Source organism: Pseudomonas sp. 21, from assembly GCF_000955805.1.
Taxonomy (GTDB): Bacteria; Pseudomonadota; Gammaproteobacteria; order Pseudomonadales; family Pseudomonadaceae; genus Pseudomonas.
In genome coordinates, this window is the sequence record NZ_JYOA01000015.1 from 57962 (window position 1) to 80064 (window position 22103).

Annotated in this window: 19 protein-coding genes; 8 read left to right on the forward strand and 11 right to left on the reverse strand. The window is 63.4% G+C overall.

Going from position 1 to position 22103, the window contains the following annotated elements:
* Positions 1 to 38: 38 nt before the first annotated feature.
* From UB43_RS27670 to UB43_RS27690, 5 genes are all read right to left on the reverse strand, one after another.
* A complete protein-coding gene (locus UB43_RS27670; protein ID WP_045217819.1) occupies positions 39 to 1382 on the reverse strand; it encodes an ATP-binding protein in 1344 nt (447 codons plus the stop codon).
* Positions 1379 to 2056, reverse strand: coding sequence for a response regulator (locus tag UB43_RS27675; protein ID WP_045217820.1), 678 nt, complete (start codon positions 2054 to 2056; stop codon positions 1379 to 1381). The genes UB43_RS27670 and UB43_RS27675 overlap by 4 nt, the downstream gene beginning before the upstream one ends.
* 56 nt (positions 2057 to 2112) lie before the next feature.
* A complete protein-coding gene (locus tag UB43_RS27680; protein ID WP_045217821.1) occupies positions 2113 to 2724 on the reverse strand; it encodes an outer membrane beta-barrel protein in 612 nt (203 codons plus the stop codon).
* A 223-nt stretch (positions 2725 to 2947) separates the two neighbouring features.
* On the reverse strand, positions 2948 to 4159 hold the full coding sequence (locus UB43_RS27685; protein ID WP_045217822.1) for a lytic murein transglycosylase: 1212 nt from the start codon (positions 4157 to 4159) through the stop codon (positions 2948 to 2950).
* The gene (locus UB43_RS27690; protein ID WP_045217823.1) at positions 4156 to 4827 is read right to left on the reverse strand and encodes a polysaccharide lyase family 7 protein; all 672 of its coding nucleotides are present in this window, start codon (positions 4825 to 4827) and stop codon (positions 4156 to 4158) included. Before UB43_RS27690 ends, UB43_RS27685 begins: the two co-directional genes overlap by 4 nt.
* A 182-nt stretch (positions 4828 to 5009) precedes the next feature.
* On the opposite strand from UB43_RS27690, the gene UB43_RS27695 reads away from it, so the two are divergent.
* The 3 genes from UB43_RS27695 to UB43_RS27705 all read left to right on the forward strand — a co-directional run bounded on the left by UB43_RS27695 (position 5010) and on the right by UB43_RS27705 (position 8366).
* Complete coding sequence (locus UB43_RS27695) at positions 5010 to 5810, forward strand: dienelactone hydrolase family protein (RefSeq protein WP_045217824.1); 801 nt, start codon at positions 5010 to 5012, stop codon at positions 5808 to 5810.
* 239 nt (positions 5811 to 6049) lie between these two features.
* Positions 6050 to 6772: a 4'-phosphopantetheinyl transferase gene (locus UB43_RS27700; protein ID WP_045217825.1), complete on the forward strand. Its 723-nt coding sequence runs from the start codon at positions 6050 to 6052 to the stop codon at positions 6770 to 6772.
* A 220-nt stretch (positions 6773 to 6992) separates the two neighbouring features.
* Complete coding sequence (locus UB43_RS27705; protein ID WP_156160519.1) at positions 6993 to 8366, forward strand: OprD family porin; 1374 nt, start codon at positions 6993 to 6995, stop codon at positions 8364 to 8366.
* Between the two features lie 143 nt (positions 8367 to 8509).
* Here UB43_RS27705 and modC read toward each other — a convergent pair whose 3' ends face one another.
* From modC to modA, 3 genes are read right to left on the reverse strand one after another with little or no spacing between them, the layout of a single operon-like run.
* On the reverse strand, positions 8510 to 9613 hold the full coding sequence (gene modC / locus UB43_RS27710; protein WP_045217826.1) for a molybdenum ABC transporter ATP-binding protein: 1104 nt from the start codon (positions 9611 to 9613) through the stop codon (positions 8510 to 8512).
* 7 nt (positions 9614 to 9620) lie between these two features.
* On the reverse strand, positions 9621 to 10307 hold the full coding sequence (gene modB / locus UB43_RS27715) for a molybdate ABC transporter permease subunit (protein WP_156160520.1): 687 nt from the start codon (positions 10305 to 10307) through the stop codon (positions 9621 to 9623).
* Between the two features lie 11 nt (positions 10308 to 10318).
* The gene (gene modA / locus UB43_RS27720) at positions 10319 to 11074 is read right to left on the reverse strand and encodes a molybdate ABC transporter substrate-binding protein (protein ID WP_045217828.1); all 756 of its coding nucleotides are present in this window, start codon (positions 11072 to 11074) and stop codon (positions 10319 to 10321) included.
* Positions 11075 to 11201: 127 nt separating this feature from the next.
* On the opposite strand from modA, the gene UB43_RS27725 reads away from it, so the two are divergent.
* Positions 11202 to 11630 (forward strand): molybdopterin-binding protein, encoded by a 429-nt coding sequence (locus UB43_RS27725; protein ID WP_045217829.1) that lies wholly within the window; start codon positions 11202 to 11204, stop codon positions 11628 to 11630.
* A 217-nt stretch (positions 11631 to 11847) separates the two neighbouring features.
* On the opposite strand, the gene UB43_RS27730 is transcribed toward UB43_RS27725, so the two are convergent.
* From UB43_RS27730 to UB43_RS27740, 3 genes are read right to left on the reverse strand one after another with little or no spacing between them, the layout of a single operon-like run.
* Positions 11848 to 13473 carry an ATP-binding protein gene (locus UB43_RS27730; RefSeq protein ID WP_045217830.1) on the reverse strand — a complete coding sequence of 542 codons (1626 nt, stop codon included), beginning with the start codon at positions 13471 to 13473 and terminating at the stop codon, positions 11848 to 11850.
* The gene (locus tag UB43_RS27735; RefSeq protein ID WP_156160521.1) at positions 13470 to 14030 is read right to left on the reverse strand and encodes a GNAT family N-acetyltransferase; all 561 of its coding nucleotides are present in this window, start codon (positions 14028 to 14030) and stop codon (positions 13470 to 13472) included. Before UB43_RS27735 ends, UB43_RS27730 begins: the two co-directional genes overlap by 4 nt.
* 3 nt (positions 14031 to 14033) lie before the next feature.
* The gene (locus tag UB43_RS27740; protein WP_045217831.1) at positions 14034 to 14738 is read right to left on the reverse strand and encodes a response regulator; all 705 of its coding nucleotides are present in this window, start codon (positions 14736 to 14738) and stop codon (positions 14034 to 14036) included.
* A gap of 783 nt (positions 14739 to 15521) precedes the next feature.
* Here UB43_RS27740 and UB43_RS27745 point away from each other — a divergent pair.
* The 4 genes from UB43_RS27745 (at position 15522) to UB43_RS27755 (ending at position 22003) form a co-directional block, all read left to right on the forward strand.
* The gene (locus UB43_RS27745; RefSeq protein ID WP_045217832.1) at positions 15522 to 18410 is read left to right on the forward strand and encodes a ribonucleoside-diphosphate reductase subunit alpha; all 2889 of its coding nucleotides are present in this window, start codon (positions 15522 to 15524) and stop codon (positions 18408 to 18410) included.
* A 283-nt stretch (positions 18411 to 18693) separates the two neighbouring features.
* On the forward strand, positions 18694 to 19941 hold the full coding sequence (locus UB43_RS27750; protein ID WP_045217833.1) for a ribonucleotide-diphosphate reductase subunit beta: 1248 nt from the start codon (positions 18694 to 18696) through the stop codon (positions 19939 to 19941).
* 126 nt (positions 19942 to 20067) lie between these two features.
* Positions 20068 to 21165 carry a hypothetical protein gene (locus UB43_RS29720; RefSeq protein ID WP_177329827.1) on the forward strand — a complete coding sequence of 366 codons (1098 nt, stop codon included), beginning with the start codon at positions 20068 to 20070 and terminating at the stop codon, positions 21163 to 21165.
* 367 nt (positions 21166 to 21532) lie between these two features.
* Positions 21533 to 22003 (forward strand): Bro-N domain-containing protein, encoded by a 471-nt coding sequence (locus UB43_RS27755; protein ID WP_045217834.1) that lies wholly within the window; start codon positions 21533 to 21535, stop codon positions 22001 to 22003.
* Positions 22004 to 22103 lie beyond the last annotated feature (100 nt).

Consider the following 22103-nt stretch of genomic DNA (forward strand, 5'->3'; position numbering starts at 1 on the left):
CGAGCTTGCTCGCGAAATTGATCCCCGCCGACTCTCGATCAACCCGGCAGGCGAATCCGGAAGCAAGCGCCGCCCAGTTCGGAATCCTCCAGCGCCAGCTCGCCGTCGTAGCTGTCGATGATGTCCTTCACCACCGCCGTGCCGATGCCCTGGCCGGGGTGCTGGGTGTCCAGCCGCTCGCCACGCTTGAGGATGCGTTCGCGCTGGCTGGCCGGCACGCCGGGGCCATCGTCCTCGATGATCAGCTCGAACATCCGGCCGTTCTTGCGCGCACTGACCTTCACCGTGGTCAGGCACAGGCGGTAGGCGTTCTCCAGCAGGTTGCCGAGCATCTCCAGCAAGGCGCCCTTCTCCAGCGGCAGGGAAAATCCCGGCGCAATATCCCGCTCCAGCTTCACGCGCTTGTCGCGGTAGACTTTGTCCAGCGCGCCGCCGATGGTGTCCAGCAGCGGGTCGAGTGCCGCGCGGTGGCGGATCAGACCGCTCTTGCGCAGGGTCGCACGCTGCAGCTGGTAGCCGATCTGCTGGCTCATGCGCTCGATCTGGGTCTGCAGCACCTGCACCTGCTCACGGTTCTTCGGCTCGTCAGCGAGGGTTTCGCTGACGCCCTGCAACACCGCCAACGGCGTCTTCAGGCTGTGGGCAAGGTCGCCCAGGGAGTTGCGATAGCGCTCGCGCTGGGCACGCTCGCTTTCCAGCAGGCGGTTCACCGAATCGGTCAGGCGCAACATCTCGGCCGGGTGATCGTCGCTCAGGCGCTCGCGGTCGCCGGTCTCGATCTGGTCCAGCTCCGAACGCAGGCCGCGCATGGAGCGAAAGCCCCAGCCAAGGCCGAGCCACAACAGGCCCAACAACAACAGCAGCGCGCCACCCAGCCACAGGTAGAGCTGGTCGCGGAAGCCGCTGACCAGCTCGCGGAACTCGCTTTCCGGCTGCATGGTGACGATGCTGTAGGCCGCGCGCTTGCCCCCCAGGAGATCGATCTCCACGTCGTAGACGAAGAACTCCTGGCCGGTGGCGTCGCGGATACGGGTGAACTCGTCGATCAGGCCATCGTACTTGGGCGAGTAATCGACGCTTTCGTCCTGGGCCGAGGTGGAGCGCCATACCAGCTTGCCGGACTGGTCGTAGATGAAGCCCAGCAACTTGGACTCGGGGAGGTTGAAATCCTCCACCGGCAGGTGCTCGGGCATGCTCAGGACATTGCCCTCGATGCGCGCCGAGGACACCAGGGTCGCCACGTCCGCCGCCAGGCGCTGCTGGATGGCGTTCTCCAGGGCGATGCTGAACGCACGCTGGAGAGCCGGCAGCAGCGCCGCCATGAACAGCACGGCGAGAATCGCCGCACCGATCATCAGCCGCAGCCGCAGCGAGCGGATCATTTACACAGCTCGTTGAAGATGTAGCCCTGGCCGCGCACGGTATCGATCGGCTTGAACTGCGCGGCACTCTCCAGCTTGCGGCGCAGCCGGCCGACCAGCACCTCGATGACGTTCGGATCACGCTCGTCGTCGTCCGGGTAGAGCTGCTCGATCAGGCGCTCCTTGGCCACCACCTGCTGGTGATGCCGCATGAGGTATTCGAGGATGCGGTACTCGAAGGCCGTCAGCTGCAGCGATTCGCCATTGACCAGTGCCTGCTTGCGGTTGGTGTCCAGCACCAGCGGGCCGGCTTCGATGCTCGACTGGGCGAAGCCGCTGGAACGGCGCAGCAGTGCGTTCAGGCGAGCCTCCAGCTCTTCGAACTGGAAGGGCTTGACCACGTAGTCGTCGGCGCCGGCGGCCAGGCCTTCGACCTTGTCCTGCCAGTTGCCGCGGGCGGTGAGGATGAGGATGGGGAAGGTCTTGCCCTGGCTGCGGAATTCGCGGATCAGGTCCAGGCCACTCATGCCCGGCAGCCCGAGGTCGATCATTGCCAGGTCGTGATGGTATTCGCTGGCGCGGTAGAGCGCCTCTTCGGCGTTGGCGACGGCATCGACCACATGGCCTTGCTCGCCGAGCCGGGTATACAGGTGATGGCGCAGCAGCGCCTCGTCTTCCACCACCAGCAGTTTCATGCGCGTGCTCCCTGAGTCAGGCAACCGGGCCACGCGGGGCCCGGTTGCGGTACCGGTCAGAACTTGTAGTTGGCGCCCAGGTAGAACTGGGAGCTGCTGTGCAGGTCAAGGGATCCCACCTTGCCACCACCGTGCGGGCTCATCTCGGTACTCGCGTTGGTACGCAGGTAACGGTAGCCGCCTTCTACGGATGCGTTCTTGCCGAGTTCCTGGAGAATACCGGCTTGGGCGCCGATGGCGTAACCCACGTCGCTGTCACGGCTGTAGCCCTTGGAGTCCTGTTCCAGCTTGACCAGGCCGGCGGTGCCGCCGCCGAACAGCTTGGTGCCCTGGTCGCCCAGCGGCAGGAAGGCGTCGTAGCTGCCGAGCAGGTTCTGCTGGCGCAGCTTCAGGCCGTTCTCGGTGTCGGAGACGTTTTCATAGGTGACGTAGTAGCGGCCCTGCTCCATCTGCTGGCCGGCGCGCACGCCCCAGGTGCCGCTGTTGTTGATCACGCTGTCGAATTTCGGGTTGCCCAGGTTGCGGTTCAGCGCGTCGGACTTCTGGATGTTGTTGCTGGTTTCACCCCAGGTCATGCCGACGAAGGTGTCGGCGGCGCTGGCTGCGGTCGCGGCGACGCTGGCACCGAGAATGGCGGTGGCGAGGGCGATTTTCTTCATGGTTTTCATGGGGAGTCTCCCGTCAAGGATGTCTGTAATGTGTTGACGGGGAGTAGGTTACGAGGGGGGCACTGAACCGAACCTGTCGGACTGCTGAACCAATGCTGAACGACGTGGCTGAAGGAAAATTCCGCCTATGTAGGAGCCCCCGTGGCGCGACCGCGGGCAGGCCCGCTCCTGCAGACAGGCAAAGCCCCGGCGCAGGCCGGGGCTTTGCCTGGCCGGGACGAACTTACTGCGCGCCCTGCAGCGCCTTCAGGATTTTCTGCCCTGCGCGTCCGTCCGCCGGTGTCATTCCGCGCTTGGTCTGCTCCTGCTGGATCGCCTTGCGCGTCACGTCGCCGATCATGCCGTCAGGCTGGCCGATGTCGTAGCCGCGCTGGATCAGCAGCTCCTGCAACTCCTTGCGCTGTGCCCGGCTCAAGCCGGGATCGTCGGTCGGCCAGGGTGTGCGCAGGCCCGGCTCGCCGCGCAGTCGATCAGACAGCAAGGCTATGGCCAGTGCGTAGCTTTCCGCCGCGTTGTAGGAATAGATCGCGTCGTAGTTGCGCAGTACCAGGAAGGCCGGGCCATTGCCGCCGGCCGGCAGCAGGATCGCCGCCTTGGAGTCGATGCTCGGGATCGGCTTGCCGTCGATGCGCGTCACGCCGCGGCTGGTCCAGTCCGACAGCGCGCGGCGCTTGGTGCGCCCGGCCAGTGCCGCATCGAAGCCGGCCGGCAGTTTCACCTCGTAGCCCCAGGGCTGCCCTTCGCGCCAGCCGGCCTTGCGCAGGTAGTTGGCGGTGGACGCCAGGGCATCAGCGGTACTGCCCACGAGGTCGCGGTGACCGTCGCCGTCGAAGTCCTCGGCGATGCGCGCGTAGGTCGAGGGCATGAACTGCGTCTGACCAAAGGCGCCCGCCCAGGAACCGGTGATGCCGCTGTCGCGGATATCGCCCTGCTGCAGCAGCTTGAGGGTGGCGATGAATTCACCCTGGAAGAACGACTGGCGCCGCCCGTAGCAGGACAGCGTCGACAGCGAAACCAGCAACGGGCGCTTGCCGGTGATACGGCCATAGTCGCTCTCCACGCCCCACACGGCGACCACCGTGGCCGGGTCGACCTGATAGCGCGCGGCAACCTTGCGCAGCAGGTCGGCGTGCTCGGCCATGCGGGCCTTGCCATCAGCGACGCGCTGGTCGTCCACCAGCCCGGCCAGGTAGTCCCAGATTGGCGTGGTGAACTCGGGCTGGGCGTCCAGCAGCGGCAGCACGGTCATGTCCGGCTGCAGACCCTGGGTGAACTGCGCGAAGCTGGCGGCGCTGACGCCCTTGGCCTGGGCCGCGCCCTGCAGGCGGTTCAGGCAGGAACCGAAATCGTCGCCCGGCGCGGCCTGCGCCAGTGCCGCCGGCAGCAGCAGGGACAAGGCCAGGGAAGCGCGGCGCGCGATGGAGGAAGTCTTCATTGGTGTCGGATGCTCAGATCGGTAAAGGTGGCGCGCCCGCCTTCGCTGGCGGGCCCGCGATTGTCCTGCAGGTAGAGACCTGCCTTGAAGTACAGGCCCTGGTAGGCCCATTTCGTATCCAGTTGCTGGCTGACCTGGCCGTCCTCGACCTGCACGCTCAGCACCCCGCTGCTGGACACGCCCAGCCGGTAGGTAAAGGTATCGCCCAGGGGGATGCCGTCATAGACGGTATAGGTGCGCGTGGTGATGTCGTCCGGCCGATCGCGAACCAGCGCCTGTACCCGCGCCTTGTCCAGGCGCTGCTGGTAGACCAGCTTGACCAGCGGCAGGGCCTCGGCGCTGCCACTACCGTTGCTGTGGATCTGCCCGATCACCATGCGCCGGCTGGAAGGCACCGCTTCCACGCGCAGGGTGGCAACCATGAGGTTGTCCGCCAACGGGTAGCGCCAGGTCACCAGACGACCGTCAGCCTTGGTTTCGCGCAATTCGGTGCGAGGATATTCGCTGCCGCTGGTATGGGCGCCATTGACCGGCACCCAGAACTCCACGCCATCGGCGCTGCGGCGGAAATACGGGCTCTCGTAGTCACGGCCGAGTTTCGCCGTGGAAATGGTCGCGGCCGGGCCGCGTTGGGGAATGGTCAGATTCCAGGTGCTCAGGTCCAACATCGGCCTATCGCTTCGCGGGTCAGGACATGGGCGCAAGGGTAGACGACGCCGTCTGACTTTTCACTCGTCCGACGTTCTATCTTTCGACCAACAACCGCGCCCTTGAGCGGCTGCGTGCATTCTGCACGAGCGTTTTCCGCCTCAACGGCTATCGTCAAGGTTCCCCGCTCAGGAGAGTCACCATGCGCCTGCTCACCGCCCTGCTGCTGTTCGCCTTTGCGGCCAGCGCTTCCGCTGCGATCAAGACCCAGGAAATTCCCTACGAATCCACTGATGGAACGAAAATGATCGGCTACTTCGCCTACGACGATGCCAAATCCGGCATACGCCCCGGCGTCATCGTCGTTCACGAATTCTGGGGACTGAACGACTACGCCAAGCGCCGTGCCCGTGACCTCGCTGCCTTGGGCTACAGCGCCCTGGCCATCGACATGTACGGCGAAGGCAAGCACACCGAGCATCCCAACGACGCCAAGGCTTTCATGGCCGAGGCGCTGAAGAATGCCGATGTCGCCAAGGCGCGCTTCCAGGCCGGGCTGGAACTGCTGAAGAAGCAACCGCAGACCGACCCGAGCAAGATCGCCGCGATCGGCTACTGCTTCGGCGGCAAGGTGGTGCTGGACATGGCCCGTGCCGGCCTGCCGCTGGCCGGTGTGGCGAGCTTCCACGGTGTGCTGGCGACCCAGACGCCCGCACAGCCGGGGGCGATCAAGGCGAAGATCCTGGTCGAGCATGGCGGCGCCGACACCCTGGTGCCGGCCGAAAGCGTCGACGCCTTCAAGGCCGAGATGGACAACGCCAAGGCCGACTACAAGCTGGTCATCCAGCCCGGCGCCAAGCACAGCTTCACCAGCCCGGACGCCGACAAGCACAAGGGCCACGGCCTGGACGTGGGCTACGACAAGATCGCCGACCAGAAGTCCTGGGCGGACCTGCAGGCGTTCTTCAAGGACATCTTCGACGTGAAGCCTGAGGGCGCGTAAAAACGCCGGGCAATAAAAAACGGGAGCCCATTCGGGCTCCCGCACTCAATCAAGTGTCAAAGGTCAGAGCCCGCCTTGGCGGCACTCCAACAACAACCTCACCTGCGTCCCCTTGGGAACGCGGCGCGCAGTGTGACAAAGCTTGTCAGACGAATCCGTACGCCTTTGGTGAAGGTTTGCAAACGAATGTAAGTGCCGCGTGACTGGTGAGCCACGTTCTGGCGCGGCAGAATGTTCCCATGACCGCCCTCCCCGACTTCTGCACTCCACTCGACGCCGACTGGCCCCTGCCCACGCCCCTGGCCGGTGTTCAGTTGCGCAGCACCCGCTTCGACCGCCAGCGCCTGCAGGCCGGGGACTTTTCCCTGAGCCGGGTCGAGGCGCCGGCCAACATCCAGCGTTCCGTTGCCAAGCGCCAGGCCGAGTACCTGGCCGGTCGCCTCTGCGCCCGTGAAGCGTTGCTGGCCGCAGGCTCGACGGACTGGGTACCGGGCACTGACGAGGAACGTGCGCCGGTCTGGCCGGCCGGCTTCTGTGGCTCGATCACCCATGGCGACGGCTGGGCCGCGGCAATAGCCGCCCGTGACAGCCATTGGCGCGGGCTCGGACTGGACGTGGAGAACCGCCTGGAAACCGCACGAGCGGAGCGACTGGCCGCGGAAATCCTCACGCCGGACGAACTGGCGCGCCTCGATCCGCAGCAGGCGGCGCTGCAGGTCACCCTCACCTTTTCCCTCAAGGAGAGCCTGTTCAAGGCGCTCTTCCCGCTGGTGCGCAAACGCTTCTACTTCGAGCATGCCGAGCTGCTGAGCTGGTCCGCCGGTGGCCACGCACGCCTGCGGCTGCTCACCGACCTGTCGGAGGAATGGCACCACGGCAAGGAGATCGACGGGCAGTTCAGCCTGCTCGACTCGCGCCTGCTGAGCCTGGTGGCCATTCCTTCGAGCGAGGGCGGCGCCTGATCGCTGCGACTGACAGACACGCCGGAAAGTCTTGACTTAAAAGTCAGAATTTGGCGTCATGCACGCCGTCCAGACGTCCCCGTACCTCCTTTGATCCTCTGATTTTGCCTTCGGAGGAATCGTCAGCAGGTCAAGCGGTATATAGAATCATATACAGCCAAACGGCAACGTCTGGTTCTTGGGGTCCCCACAAAAAGAAATGACCATCGGAGCAAACGTAATGACCAGAAACACCCTGGCGCTCGCCATTGCGGCCAGCTCGCTCGGCCTCATCGCGCAATCGGCCCACGCCGGCGGCTTCATCGAAGACAGCAAGGCCAGCCTGACCCTGCGCAACTTCTACATCAACACCGACAACCGCAACGGCCCCGCCTCGCCCAGCAAGCAGGAAGAATGGGGCCAGGGCTTCATGCTCAACTATTCCTCCGGCTTCACCCAGGGCACCGTGGGCTTCGGCGTCGACGCCCTGGGCCTGCTCGGCGTGCGCCTGGACGGCGGCGGCAAGTCCGGCAAGGCCGGCATCGACCGCCAGCCCGGCACCATCTTCCCGCTGGAAAGCGACGGCAGCGCTGTCGACGAATTCAGCAGCCTCGGCATGACCGCCAAGGCGAAGATCTCCAAGACCGAATTCCGCTACGGCACCCTGCAGCCCAAGCTGCCGGTGGTGGTCTACAACGACGCCCGCCTGCTGCCGATGACCTACGAAGGTGGCCAGGTCACCTCCACCGACATCGACAACCTGACCCTGACCGGCGGCCAGCTGACCCACACCAAGGGCCGCAACTCCACCGACTGGCGCAGCATGTCCATCGCCGGCGCCAACGGCAGCTCCGCCAGCTCCCGCGACAGCAACAAGTTCTACTTCGCCGGTGGCGACTACAAGGCGACCAAGAACCTGACCCTGTCGTACTACTACGGCGAGCTGGACAACTTCTACAAGCAGAACTACCTCGGCCTGGTGCACAACTGGGGCATCGGTCCGGGCACCCTGAAGTCCGACATCCGCGTCTTCATCAGCGATTCCGACGGCAAGAACGGCAGCGCCTCCGGCCGCGCAGACGGCTACGTCAGCAGTGGTTACTACGGCGGCAACAGCCTCAAGGGCGAAGTCGACAACAACGTCTACAGCGGCATGTTCACCTACGCCCTGGGCGGCCACAGCATCGGCGCCGGCTACCAGGTGCTGACCGGCGACAGTGACTTCCCCTACCTGAACCGCGGCGACGGCGAGGGCACCAGCACCTACCTGATCTCCGACGCCCAGCTGCTGAAATTCAACCGCGCCGGCGAGCGCACCTGGATCGGTCGCTACGCCTACGACTTTGCCGACCTCGGCGTACCGGGCCTGACCTTCAGCGTGCTCTACCTGAACGCCGACAACATCGACACCAAGCAAGGTGACAAGGGCGAGTGGGAACGCGATATCGCGCTTGGCTACGTCGTCCCGGAAGGCACCTTCAAGGGCCTGGGCCTGGCCTGGAAGAACGCCGCCATGCGCAGCGGCCTGCCGGCCACCACCACCGCAGGCGTGCCCAGCCAGCGTGACCAGGACGAGAATCGCCTGATCGTCAGCTACACCATCCCGCTGCTGTAAGACGCGGAATGAAACAGGAAGGGCGGCCAGTGGCCGCCCTTTTTCTTTCTGTAGGAACGAGCTTGCTCGCGAACCTTCGTCGCACCAGAGCCTTCCTCTGCCGCGGCTGTTCGCGAGCAAGCTCGCTCCTACAAAGAGTTGCGTCAGGCCAGCAGGGCCACCGACTTGATCTGCGCCCATACTGCCTGCCCGGCGTGCAGGCCGAGCTGGTCGTGGGAGAAGCGGGTGATCCGCGCCAGCAGCGGCGTGCCGGCCACGTCGAGCTTTACCAGCCGATGCGCCGGATTGTCTGTCGGCACGATTTCGACCACGGTCGCCGGCAGCACGTTGAGGATGCTGCTGTGCGCCGCCGGCTCCAGGCTCAGGCTGACGTCCCGCGCCTGTACCTTGATGCGCAGCGCCCTGCCCCTGTCCATCGGTGTGTGGGCCAGACGGATGCGCTGCTCGCAGTGCGGCAGGGAAACCGAGAGCAAACCGTAATCAGCATCGTGGGAAACCACGTGGCCATCGATGACTACGCCGGCATCCTCCAGGTGGGAAATCGGCAGGTCGGTGCGCGCCAGGGTTTCCATCACCGGGCCGCTGGCAATCGCCTTGCCCTGGTCGAGCAGCACCAAGTGGTCGGCCAGCCGCGCCACTTCGTCCGGCGAGTGGCTGACATAGAGGATCGGGATATCCAGTTCGTCGTGCAGGCGCTCCAGATACGGCAGGATTTCCGCCTTGCGCTTGAGGTCCAGCGCCGCCAGCGGCTCGTCCATCAACAGCAGGCGCGGACTGGTCAGCAGCGCGCGGGCCATGCCGACGCGCTGGCGTTCGCCACCGGACAAGTGTCCCGGCATGCGCTCCAGCAGATGACCGATGCCCAGCAGTTCGGTGGCCTGCTCCAGCTCCACGCGGTGCTGGTCGCGCGGCACGCGCTTCATGCCATAGGTGAGGTTGCGCTTCACCGACAGGTGCTCGAACAGGTTGGCGTCCTGGAACACGTAACCCAGCGCGCGCTTGTGCGGCGGCAGGAACACGCCGCTGGCGCTGTCCTGCCAGACCTCGCCATTCACCACCAGCCGGCCGAGCGGCGCGCGCTCCAGGCCCGCCACGCAGCGCAGACAGGTGGTCTTGCCGGACCCGGAATGGCCGAACAGCGCGGTCACCCCCTTGCCCGGCAACTGCAGGTCGACGTCCAGGCTGAAGCCCGAATAGGCGATCTGGAAACGGGCTTCGATGGCGCGCACGGAAAGCTCTGGCGACATGCCCACCTCAGGCCCAGGCCGAACGGCTGCGGCGGCTCGCATAGAGCGCCAGCAGGACGAAGAAGGAGAAGATCACCATGCCACCGGCCAGCCAGTGCGCCTGGGCGTACTCCATGGCCTCGACGTGATCGAAGATCTGCACCGACACCACGCGGGTCTTGCCCGGGATGTTGCCACCGATCATCAGCACCACGCCGAACTCGCCCACCGTGTGGGCAAAGCCGAGGATGCTGGCGGTGATGAAGCCCGGCCGCGCCAGCGGCAGGACCACGGAGAAGAAGGTGTCCAGGGGGCTCGCGCGCAACGTCGCCGCGGCCTCCAGCGGTTTGTCGCCGATCGCCTCGAAAGCGTTCTGCAACGGCTGCACCACGAAGGGCAGCGAATAGAACACCGAACCCACTACCAGCCCGGCGAAGGTGAACGGCAGCCGTCCCAGGCCCAGGCTTTCGGTGGCGTGACCGATGAAGCCGTTGGGGCCCATGGTGATCAGCAGGTAGAAGCCGATCACCGTCGGCGGCAGCACCAGTGGCAGCGCCACCACCGCTCCCAGCGGACCTTTCAGCCAGGAGCGGGTGCGCGACAGCCACCAGGCGATCGGCGTGCCGATCAGCAGGAGGATCAGGGTGCTCAGGGCGGCCAGCTCGACGGTGAGCCGGATGGCCAGGAAATCCTCCTGCGTGAGGGGCATCGCTATTCCTTGAAGGCTTAGAGTTCGTAACCGTAGGACTTGATCACCGCAGCGGCCTTCGGCCCTTTCAGGTACTCGACCAGCGCCTTGGCAGCGGCGCTGTCCTTGCCCTTGTTGAGGATGACCGCGTCCTGGCGGATCGGGTCATGCAGGTCGGCCGGGACGATCCAGGCGGAACCGCTGGTCACCTTGCCATCCTTGTAGATCTGCGACAACGCCACGAAGCCCAGCTCCGCGTTGCCGGTGGAAACGAACTGGAAGGCCTGGGTGATGTTCTGGCCTTCGACGATCTTGCCGGCGACCTTGTCCTTCAGGCCGAGCTTGTCGATCACCTGGGTGGCGGCCAGGCCGTAGGGCGCGGCTTTCGGGTTGGCGATGGACAGGTGCTTGTACTCGTTCTTCTTCAGCACCTCGCCCTTGGCATCGACGTAGCCGTCTTTCGCCGACCACAGCGCGAGGGTGCCCACGGCATAAGTGAAGCGCGAACCGGGGACGATTTCCTTCTCTTCCTCGAGCTTCTTCGGCGTGGTGTCGTCGGCGGCGAGGAAGACCTCGAACGGCGCGCCGTTCTTGATCTGGGTGTAGAACTGGCCGGTGGCGCCGTAGGCGGCGACCAGCTTGTGGCCGGTGTCCTTCTCGAAATCCTTGGCGATGGCCTGGATCGGCGCGGTGAAGTTGGCGGCCACGGCGACCTGCACTTCATCGGCCAGGGCCGAGTGCAGGGTGAAGCAGGAAGCGACCAGCAGGGAAAGACTTGCGAAGCGGTGTTTCATCGTGATGCTCCAGTGGGTTGTTGTTTTCAAGCGTGAGATCGTCAGGACTGGTCTATAAACTCGGTTCAGCCCCGTGTTACGTCCGGCGACGAGCCGGCCATTCAAATCGGTCCAGGAGAGTCATTTCATGAAGGTCAGTGCGCGCAACGTCTTCAAGGGCAGCGTCAAGCAGCTGCGCAACGGTGCGGTGAATGCGGAAGTCGTGGTCGCCCTGCCCGGCGGCAGCGAACTGGTGGCGATCGTCACCGAGGAAAGTGTGAAGAGCCTGGGCCTGGCCCAGGGCAAGGACGTCATCGCACTGGTCAAGGCACCCTGGGTGATGCTGATGACCGAAGCCGAGGACATCCGCCTGTCCGCCCGCAACTGCCTGAGCGGCACGGTGAAATCGGTCACCGACGGCGCAGTGAATGCCGAGGTGGTGCTGGGCCTGCCCGGTGGCACCGAAGTGGTTGCCGTGGTGACCCGCGACGCGGTGAGCGAGCTGGGCCTGGTGGCCGGCGTGAAGGCGACTGCAGTGATCAAAGCGTCCCATGTGATCCTCGGTGTTCCTGCCTGAAACCCTGCGCGGGCCTGTCGCTGACCGGCCCGCCCGCCGTGCCTGCAAGCGCTCGTTATAGCAAAAATTACATAACGATACCGGTGACTCTGCAATACCCCCTAAGAGAGAGTGATCTCGAAAGACTGTTTACCCGAGGGAAGGAATGCAGAGTGATGCGGTGACTGCCATCCACCCGTGATGGCACCGCAGCATTCTGCATTTTTTGACTCCAAGGTCAAATACTGTCTTCGACCTTCGGCGCCTGGCGGCGTGGCCACAGCAGCGTGAAGCATGCGCCGCCCAGCACCTCGCTTTTGGCAATCTGCGCGCGGCCGCCGTGCCAGTGGATGATCCGCCGCACGATGGACAGCCCCAGCCCATGCCCGCCGGTGACCCGCGCGCGGCTGTCGTCAGCACGGAAGAACGGCTGGAACAACCGGTGCCACTGCGCTTCCGGCACGCCGGGGCCGTCGTCCTCCACGTCCACCTGGCAGCGATCCACGCTCACCCGGTAACTCACCCGCACCCGCCCTTCGGCGTAGCGCAACGCATTGGTCATCAGGTTCTGCAGGGCGCGATGCAGATAGCGCGGCTCGGCCTCGATCCAACTGCCCTGGTCGAACGGCACCAGCGATCCCGGCTCGCAGGTGACGGTAATTTCCCGACGCAGCGGCGCGATCTCCGACACCACCTGCTCCACCAGCGCGCCCAATTCGATGCGTTGGTAGCTCAGCGCCGGCGAACCCTGCTCCAGGCGCGCGTAGGTGAGCATCTCGTCCACCAGCTGGTCGAGGTCCTGGATGTCGCCGTCCATGCCCTCCATGTACTTGCGCCGCGCCTTGTCGGTCTCGGCGGATTCGATCATCTCCAGCCCGAAGCGCAGCCGCGCCACCGGCGTGCGCAGCTCGTGGGACACCGCGCGCACCAGCTCGCGCTGCACCGTCAGCAACAGATGCAACTGCTCGGCCATGTGGTTGAAGGCCCCGGCGAGGCGCCCCACCGAGTCTGCGCCGCGCACTTCCACACGGGTATCCAGGCTGCCGCGGGCGATGCGCGTGGCGGCGGATTCGAGGCCGCGCAGGCGCTGCTCCAGCCCGCTGATCAGCAGGTACAAGGTCAGGCCGATGAGGGTCAGCGCGACGACCACGATGATCGTCAGCAACTGCGGCGGGTACGGGTTCATCTGGTAGATCGGCCCCAGCTCCAGCACCCAGGGCGTGTCGAGGATGCCCGAGAGCACGCGGATCGAATCGCCGCCCTTGCCCAGCGCCATCACCGTATCGCCCTCTTCCACCCGGCGGCTCTGGTCGTCGTCGAGGTCGACCTCCTTCAGGCGCAGCAAATGCACCTCGAAGCCGAAGCGCTTGTCGCGGACGATGCGCGCCAGGTGATAGGGCTGCTCGCTGGCCGGGTAGCGCTTGAGCTCGTCCATCAGCAGGTAGATGGTGGCGCGCGCCAGCTGCTCGCTGACCTGCTCCACCTCGCCAGTGAGGATGAGCCCTTCAGCCGCGCTCACCTGGGTCATCACCTTCACTTCATGGGGCGCGCCGGCCTGCACCAGCACCTGGTCGTTCATCAGCCGCGCCCGGCTACGCCCTTCCATGCCCAGCGCGTCCAGGCTGGTGAGTTTCAGCGGAATGCCCAGCAGGCGACTCCACTGGCTCAGCGCACGCTTGCGATCCACCTCGCTCATGGGCAGCAGCTCGTCCGCCATCAGGCGGAAGGTGCCGCGCGCCAGGTCTTCGCGGTAGCGCTCGCCGCGCACGTCGTTGACCAGGTGCAGGGTCAGCACGGCCAGCGCGGCAACGGCCACCAGGGTCAGCAGCATGCCGCCGTAGATGCGCAGGAAGATGGATTTCATGGATGGGACTCGGCCGCCGGGGCGAGTAACCCGTAGTAATCCAGGCTGAGGAACGCGCCGTCCTTCACCTCGCACTCACGGCGCCGGCCTTCCAGCGTGAAGCCCTGGCGCAGCAACAGGCGGCCGCTGGCGAGGTTCTCCGGCTCCACCTCGGCCTCGATGCGGTGCACGTTCATGTCGCGGAAGGCGTGGCGGCAGATCAGCGGCAGGCATTCGCTCATCACACCCTGTCCCCAGTGCTCGGGCAGCAGCCAGTAGCCCAGCGACAGGCGCCGGTGGGCCGGCAGCCATTTGTTGAAGCCGCATCCGCCGACGACTTCCTCCGGCGCCTCCGGCCGGCAGATCGCCCACCAGATACCGCTGCCTTCTCTATGGAGGCGCTCGAACCACTCCATCTGCTCGCGGGTGGCCTCCACCGTCGCGTAGGAGACGCCGTAGTAGCGGATCACCTCGGGGTGCGACAGCGCGCGAAATACCGCCGGCTGGTCGGCATCGGTGAAGGCGCGCAGGCGGAAGCGCTCGCCGTGCAGCTCGGGGAACGGTGGCACGGCGCTCACGGCTCAGAGCTCCCCGACGAACAGGTAGCCCTTGCTGCGCACCGTCTTGATCAGGCGCGGGTGCATCGGGTCGTCGCCGATCTTCGGACGGATGCGCGAAATGCGCACGTCGATGGAACGGTCCTGGCCGTCGTACTCGATGCCGCGCAGGGAGTTGAAGATTTCCTCGCGGGAGAGGATGCGCCCGGCGTTGGCCGCCAGCAGCCAGAGCAGGTCGAACTCGGCGCTGGTCAGCTCGATGGTCTGCTCGTCCAGCCAGGCCTCGCGCATGGCATTGTCGATCACCAGCTTGCCAAAGGTCAGGCGCTTGCCGCCCACAACCGCGGCAGCCTCGGCCGGCTCGCTGCGCCGCAGCAGGGCGCGGATGCGCGCCAGCAGCACGCGCGGGCGCACCGGCTTGCACACGTAGTCGTCGGCGCCCATCTCCAGGCCCTGCACCTGGTCCATGTCGTCGGTGCGCGCGGTGAGCATCAGGATCGGCCCGTCATAGTCCGGGCGCAGGCGCTTGCAGATGGACAGCCCATCCTCGCCCGGCAGCATCAGGTCGAGCACCACCAGGTCCGGCCGCTCGGCCAGCACCCGCTCCACCGCCCTGCCGCCGTGGGACTCGATGGACACCGCCAGGCCGTTGCTCTCCAGGTAGTCCTGGGTCAACTCGGCCAGTCGCTGGTCGTCCTCGACGATGAGAATGCGCGCTTCTTGTTCCACCTTGCCTCCTGATGCGCCATGAGCGAGCGCGGGCACTCTTAACTAACAGAGAGTAACTGTAGAGAGCCCGCAAAAGCGGCCGGCATTGTAGCCAGATTGCCGGCGCTGCGGCACGCCACCGGCGTAAGCAGGCATTGCGCGAAAAGGTCAAGGTCTGCGCGGTGAGAAACACTACATATTGTGGTAGTGTTCCTTCCCGCACAGCCCCTCCGATGCGTGTGAAAAATCTCTCACCAACCACGACGAACGGTGAAAGGCAGACAGCATCAGGGATAGCGCGAGTTACCCCGCTTCACCCACATTCCATGCACATTTTATCCACAGCTTTTCCCCGTCGCCCCGCCTTGCAAACACCCCCATAGCGCATTATCTTGTATCCCCGTTGCGGTATACCCCTACATCTTGGGGTTGCCACCACGAACCGGACACAAGAAGAAAGTCGAAATCCCGAGCCTGTTCCACGGCTCCTCCGGTTCCACCACAACGTATTCCAGACGTACTGAGGTGCCAGGCGGCCCTGCCCGCAAGGAGCGATTCATGTCGATGGAAATGCGGTACGGGTGTTGCAACGTAACGTTCAACACCACTAGGTATTGTGGTCCCGGCCCGTAAAGCCGGCACCCGAGTTGGGCCAGGGAGGCGCTTCGGGTCATCCCCCCTGTTCCAGAAGAATTCCAGCTTGCGGCTGCAATCGCGGGCGACCGCTCTTTTTGCTCTTTATTTCGCAACGGCGCCCCGGCGTCAGCAACACACCAAATTACGAGAACGTGGAGACAACCACCCATGCAAATCGACACCACTCGCGAGAACCCGCAGGCCAACGCGCCGCAGGCCGCCGAATCCGCACAGGATCTGGCCGCCACTGCGCCCGGCCAGCTGCGCGTGATCAAGCGCAACGGCACCGTAGTTCCCTACACCGATGACAAGATCACCGTAGCCATCACCAAGGCGTTCCTCGCCGTGGAAGGCGGCACCGCCGCCGCCTCGTCGCGCATCCATGAGACCGTGCGCCGCCTGACCGAACAGGTCACCGCGACCTTCAAGCGCCGCATGCCCTCCGGTGGCACCATCCACATCGAAGAGATCCAGGACCAGGTCGAACTGTCCCTGATGCGCGCCGGCGAGCAGAAAGTCGCCCGCGACTACGTGATCTACCGCGAAGCCCGCGCCAACGAGCGCAAGACCGCAGGCGTGGCCAGCGACATCGCCCAGCCGCACCCGAGCATCCGCATCACCAAGGCCGACGGCAGCACCCAGCCGCTGGACATGGGCCGCCTGCAGACCATCATCCGCGAAGCCTGCGAAGGCCTGGCCGAAGTCGATGGCAGCCTGATCGAACGCGAAACCCTGAAGAACCTGTACGACGGCGTCGCCGAGAAGGACGTCAACACCGCCCTGGTGATGACCGCCCGTACCCTGGTCGAGCGCGAGCCGAACTACTCCTACGTCACCGCCCGCCTGCTGATGGACACCCTGCGCGCCGAAGCCCTCGGCTTCCTGGGCGTCGCCGAGAGCGCCACTCACCACGAGATGGCCGACCTCTACGCCAAGGCCCTGGCCGCCTACGTCGAGAAGGGCTCCGAGTTCGAGCTGATCGACAGCAAGCTCAAGGGCTACGACCTGGCCAAGCTGGGCGCCGCGATCAACCACGAGCGCGACCAGCAGTTCACCTACCTCGGCCTTCAGACCCTGTACGACCGCTACTTCATCCACAAGGACGGCATCCGTTTCGAACTGCCGCAGGTCTTCTTCATGCGCGTGGCCATGGGCCTGGCCATCGAAGAGAAGGACCGTGAAGCTCGCGCCATCGAGTTCTACAACCTGCTCTCCTCGTTCGACTACATGTCGTCGACCCCGACCCTGTTCAACGCCGGCACCCTGCGTCCGCAGCTGTCCTCCTGCTACCTGACCACCGTGCCGGACGACTTGTCGGGCATCTACAACGCGATCCACGACAACGCCATGCTGTCGAAATTCGCCGGCGGCCTGGGCAACGACTGGACTCCGGTGCGCGCACTGGGCTCCTACATCAAGGGCACCAACGGCAAGTCCCAGGGCGTGGTTCCGTTCCTGAAAGTCGTGAACGACACCGCCGTCGCCGTGAACCAGGGTGGCAAGCGCAAGGGCGCCGTCTGCGCCTACCTGGAAACCTGGCACCTGGACATCGAGGAATTCCTCGAGCTGCGCAAGAATACCGGTGACGACCGTCGCCGTACCCACGACATGAACACCGCGAACTGGATTCCGGACCTGTTCATGAAGCGCGTCTTCGACGACGGCAAGTGGACCCTGTTCTCCCCGTCCGAAGTACCGGACCTGCACGATCTGACCGGCAAGGCCTTCGAAGAGCGCTACGAGTATTACGAAGCCCTGACCGAGTACAACAAGATCAAGGTGTTCAAGGTCGTCCAGGCCAAAGACCTGTGGCGCAAGATGCTCTCCATGCTCTTCGAGACCGGGCACCCGTGGCTGACCTTCAAGGACCCGTGCAACCTGCGCAGCCCGCAGCAGCACGTGGGCGTGGTCCACAGCTCGAACCTGTGCACCGAGATCACCCTGAACACCAACAAGGACGAGATCGCGGTCTGCAACCTGGGCTCGATCAACCTGGTCAACCACATCGTCGACGGCAAGCTGGACACCGCCAAGCTCGAGAAGACCGTGAAGACCGCCGTGCGCATGCTCGATAACGTTATCGACATCAACTACTACTCGGTCCCGCAGGCTCGCAACTCGAACCTCAAGCACCGCCCGGTTGGCCTCGGCATCATGGGCTTCCAGGACGCGCTGTACCTGCAGCACATCGCCTACGGCTCGGACGCTGCCATCGAGTTCGCCGACAAGTCCATGGAAGCGGTGAGCTACTTCGCCATCCAGGCTTCCTGTGACCTGGCCGACGAGCGTGGCGCCTACGAGACCTTCGACGGCTCCCTGTGGTCCAAGGGCATCCTGCCGCTGGACTCCCAGCAGATCCTCATCGAAGCCCGTGGCCAGAAGTACATCGACGTCGACCTCACCGAATCCCTCGACTGGGCTCCGGTCCGTGCCCGCGTACAGAAAGGCATCCGCAACTCGAACATCATGGCCATCGCGCCGACCGCGACCATCGCCAACATTACCGGCGTATCGCAGTCCATCGAGCCGACCTACCAGAACCTGTACGTGAAATCGAACCTCTCCGGCGAGTTCACCGTGATCAACCCCTACCTGGTTCGCGACCTGAAAGCGCGCGGCCTGTGGGACCCGGTCATGGTCAACGACCTGAAGTACTACGACGGCTCCGTGCAGCAGATCGAGCGCATCCCGCAAGACCTGAAAGACCTGTACGCCACCGCCTTCGAAGTCGAGACCAAGTGGATCGTCGACGCCGCCAGCCGCCGCCAGAAGTGGATCGATCAGGCCCAGTCCCTGAACCTCTACATCGCCGGCGCCTCGGGCAAGAAGCTGGACGTGACCTACCGCATGGCGTGGTTCCGTGGCCTGAAAACCACCTACTACCTCCGTGCCCTGGCCGCCACCAGCACCGAGAAGTCCACCATCAACACCGGCAAGCTCAACGCCGTGTCCGCGGGTGGCAACGATGGCCTGCAAGCCGCCGCTGCCGAGCCGCAACCGGCTCCGGTTCCGCAAGCCTGCTCCATCGACAATCCGGACTGCGAAGCCTGCCAGTAATGGAGTAAGCGGTCCTCGGAACGGTCCGCGCGTCGTTGCCCGGCAGGTCGGCCCCCATCACGTACAGTCGTACGCTCAGGGGCTCCGACCTACCAGGCGCCTAGCGCGGCCTCGCCCCGAGGCACCGCCAGAACTCCGCAGCTTCACAGTCCCCTCTCCCTTCAGGGAGAGGGTCAGGGAGAGGGGCTCTTGATCCCTCCCCGCAAATTCGAGCTTTAGCGTGCACCCATCACGCAACCAGACACCAGGCCGCCACAGAGCGGCCCACCAGGAGAGGACCCCCATGCTGAGCTGGGACGAATTCGACAAAGAAGACGCCACCGAAGCCAAGGCCGCCCCGGCCGTCGCCCAGGCCGCTGCGCAGAACGCTGACAAACTCGACGCCGACGCCGCAGGCTCCGTCGAAGAAGCACGCGCCGTATCCGCCAACGACTCCGACGCCGTAGCCCGTGCCAAGCAGGCCCTCGACGCCCTGGACATCCAGGAAGGCCTGGACGATCTCGAAGGCTCCGCCGCCCGCGTACAAGTCGGCGACAAGCAGATGATCAACGCCCGCGCCGACCTCAACCAGCTCGTACCCTTCAAGTACGACTGGGCCTGGCAGAAGTATCTGGATGGTTGCGCCAACCACTGGATGCCCCAGGAAGTGAACATGAACGCCGACATTGCCCTGTGGAAGAGCAAGGACGGCCTCAGCGAAGACGAACGCCGCATCGTCATGCGCAACCTCGGCTTCTTCTCCACTGCCGACTCCCTGGTTGCCAACAACCTGGTGCTGGCCGTGTACCGCCTGATCACCAACCCCGAGTGCCGCCAGTACATCCTGCGCCAGGCCTTCGAGGAAGCGATCCACACCCACGCCTACCAGTACTGCATCGAATCCCTCGGCATGGATGAAGGCGAAATCTTCAACATGTACCACGAGATTCCTTCGGTCGCGAAGAAAGCCTCCTGGGGCCTGAAGTACACCCGCTCGATCTCCGATCCGAAGTTCGAAACCGGTACCCCGGAGACCGACCGCCAGTTCCTGCGCAACCTGATCGCCTACTACTGCGTCCTGGAAGGCATCTTCTTCTACTGCGGCTTCACCCAGATCCTCTCCATGGGCCGCCGCAACAAGATGACCGGCACCGCCGAGCAGTTCCAGTACATCCTGCGCGACGAATCCATGCACCTGAACTTCGGCATCGACGTGATCAACCAGATCAAGATCGAAAACCCGCACCTGTGGGATGCCCAGATGAAGGACGAGGCCACCCAGATGATCCTCCAGGGCACCCAGCTGGAGATCGAATACGCACGCGACACCATGCCGCGCGGCGTACTGGGCATGAACGCGGCGATGATGGAGGACTACCTCAAGTTCATCGCCAACCGCCGCCTGACCCAGATCGGCCTCAAAGAGGAATACCCGGGCACCAGCAACCCGTTCCCGTGGATGAGCGAAATCATGGACCTGAAGAAGGAAAAGAACTTCTTCGAGACCCGCGTGATCGAGTACCAGACCGGCGGCGCGCTGAGCTGGGACTGACGGAAGTAGTAGCAAGACCGCAAGTCAAGACCATTAGAAACACTGTAGACCGAAATGGATTTTTGGGGCAGTGATAGAAAGACAAAAGCCCCGCCTTGTGCGGGGCTTTTTATTATGAGTGACAAAATGAAAAATCAAGAAGATCTGGAAAAAGAGCTGATCCGAGAGATTCACAAATCAGCAGAAACTCTCTTTAAAGAACTGAACGGAAAATCACTAAGCAGCACCTTTACGGAAAACATCAAGCACTTCACAGACGCTATAGAGCTTTATAACTCCCCAACGCTCGCACCATCCCTCAGAGGACAAGTAATCTCAAATATTGCCAACATTTCTGCAAATCTCTCCAACATCGCAGACATTGAAACAAAGAATTCCAATTCAGCCGTACTAGCAACGATAAATCAACTATCTAAAGAATTATTAGAACTAATACATAACAAAAAGACAACCTTCATTTTTTCTCCAAAAGGCATTGCACCTCCAGATAGCGCAGATATCGAAAACGACTTAAATCTGGCTCAGAGCCTCAGCAGAATCAGGCAAGAGCTCGCCTCGCTAAAAAATGACCACGAAATGCACGACGAGCGCCATAAGAAGCTAATCTCAGAGAATCTAATAAATATAGAGAAAATCTCAGAAGCGACTAAAAACCTCGAAGACAATGTATCCCTTGAACTCAAAAAAGCACAAGAACTCTATGTAAAGACTGAGGAAGAACTCCGCGAAAAAGAGGATCAAATAAACAAACTCGTAGGCACCATATCTGGAACAGCTGTAGCTGGAAGTTATGAAAAGAGCGCAGAGAAGGAAAAATTTTCGGCCGACATGCTGAGATACTCCTCAATATTTTGCATGTTCGCAATTGCGTGCATCGTAGCCTACTCATTCTGGGAGACGACCACAGAAACATTTAAACTGGAAAACTCCGCATTCAGAATTGCTCTTGCGTTAATTCTGTCCGTCCCTTCTGCATATCTTGCAAGAGAATCATCAAAACACAGATCACAACAATATTCGCACCTACAAACCTCGCTAGACCTCAAGGCGGTAAATCCTTTTATAGCCTCCCTCCCAATTGACGAGCAGCACAAACTAAAATCCGAAATTGCAAGCAGAATATTTAGCCCAAAAGACATATCAAATATAAGCTCAGACTCCTATCCAATTAACGCACAAGAACTCATACTAGAGCTTATTAAAAAAATTAAACCCAAGGAGTAGGGAAGTTTAGCCGCGCAAAAACTAAATATTGACCCAGTTTCACCAACCCCCTACCCTCTCGCCCGGCGCCTAAGAAACGCCTGTCACACAGCGGCCTGACCGCTCCCGAAAGTTGAGCGGCTTTTTTGAGCACGCCGGATTCATTCGTCCTCGAAAAACCTCTGCGACGCCGGGAGTGGGCTAATACAAGACCCGAAAGGGGAATACGTCCGGCCCTCTGTGTGGGGTTTCTTAGCTCCCGGCACCCAGCCCTAAGAAAGCTGGTCACATCACACAGAGGTAATGGATATGCCTTTCACCCCCAGCCTTCGCCCCGAAGGCGCTTCGCTGTACCCGCCCTCTTAGCCCTCTTTCCCGGAGGTGCGCCATGTCTGAAGAGGTCCTGATCCCCACCGAATTCATCCGCCACAAGCGCTTGCTACGCGCCGTGCTGCTGGAAGACCTGTGCTGGTTCTGCGCCCACGACCTGGGCCGGCTGATCGGCTCGCCCTATCTGGCCGAGCGCGTGGAGCGCAACCTGGACGACGACCAGTTCCGCCGCGCCTGGGTGCGCGATGGCAATGGCGAATACGTAGATGAGCTGCTGATCAGCGAGTCGGGCGCCTATGCCGCGTTGATCCAATACTTCCATCCGGAGAATCGCAGCGTGCGGCAGTGGTTGTCGCAGCAGGTGATTCCGACGCTGCGCAACCAGCACCACACCGACCTGGGCGAACCAATGCGGGAAATGTTGCGCGGGCCGACGGAGTCGTTGTCGGTGTTGAGGTGGCAAGGCGTGTTGTGGATGCCGTATCGGCAGTGGCCGGAGTTGAGTGCCCGGCTGGAGGGTGGTGCCTAGGATGGTGTGGAGCGGAGCGATGCCCATCGCTCTGCTCGCCCCGTCGCTCTGCTCGCCCCGTCGCTGGGCGAGGCCTCGATTGTAGGAGCGGGCCATGCCC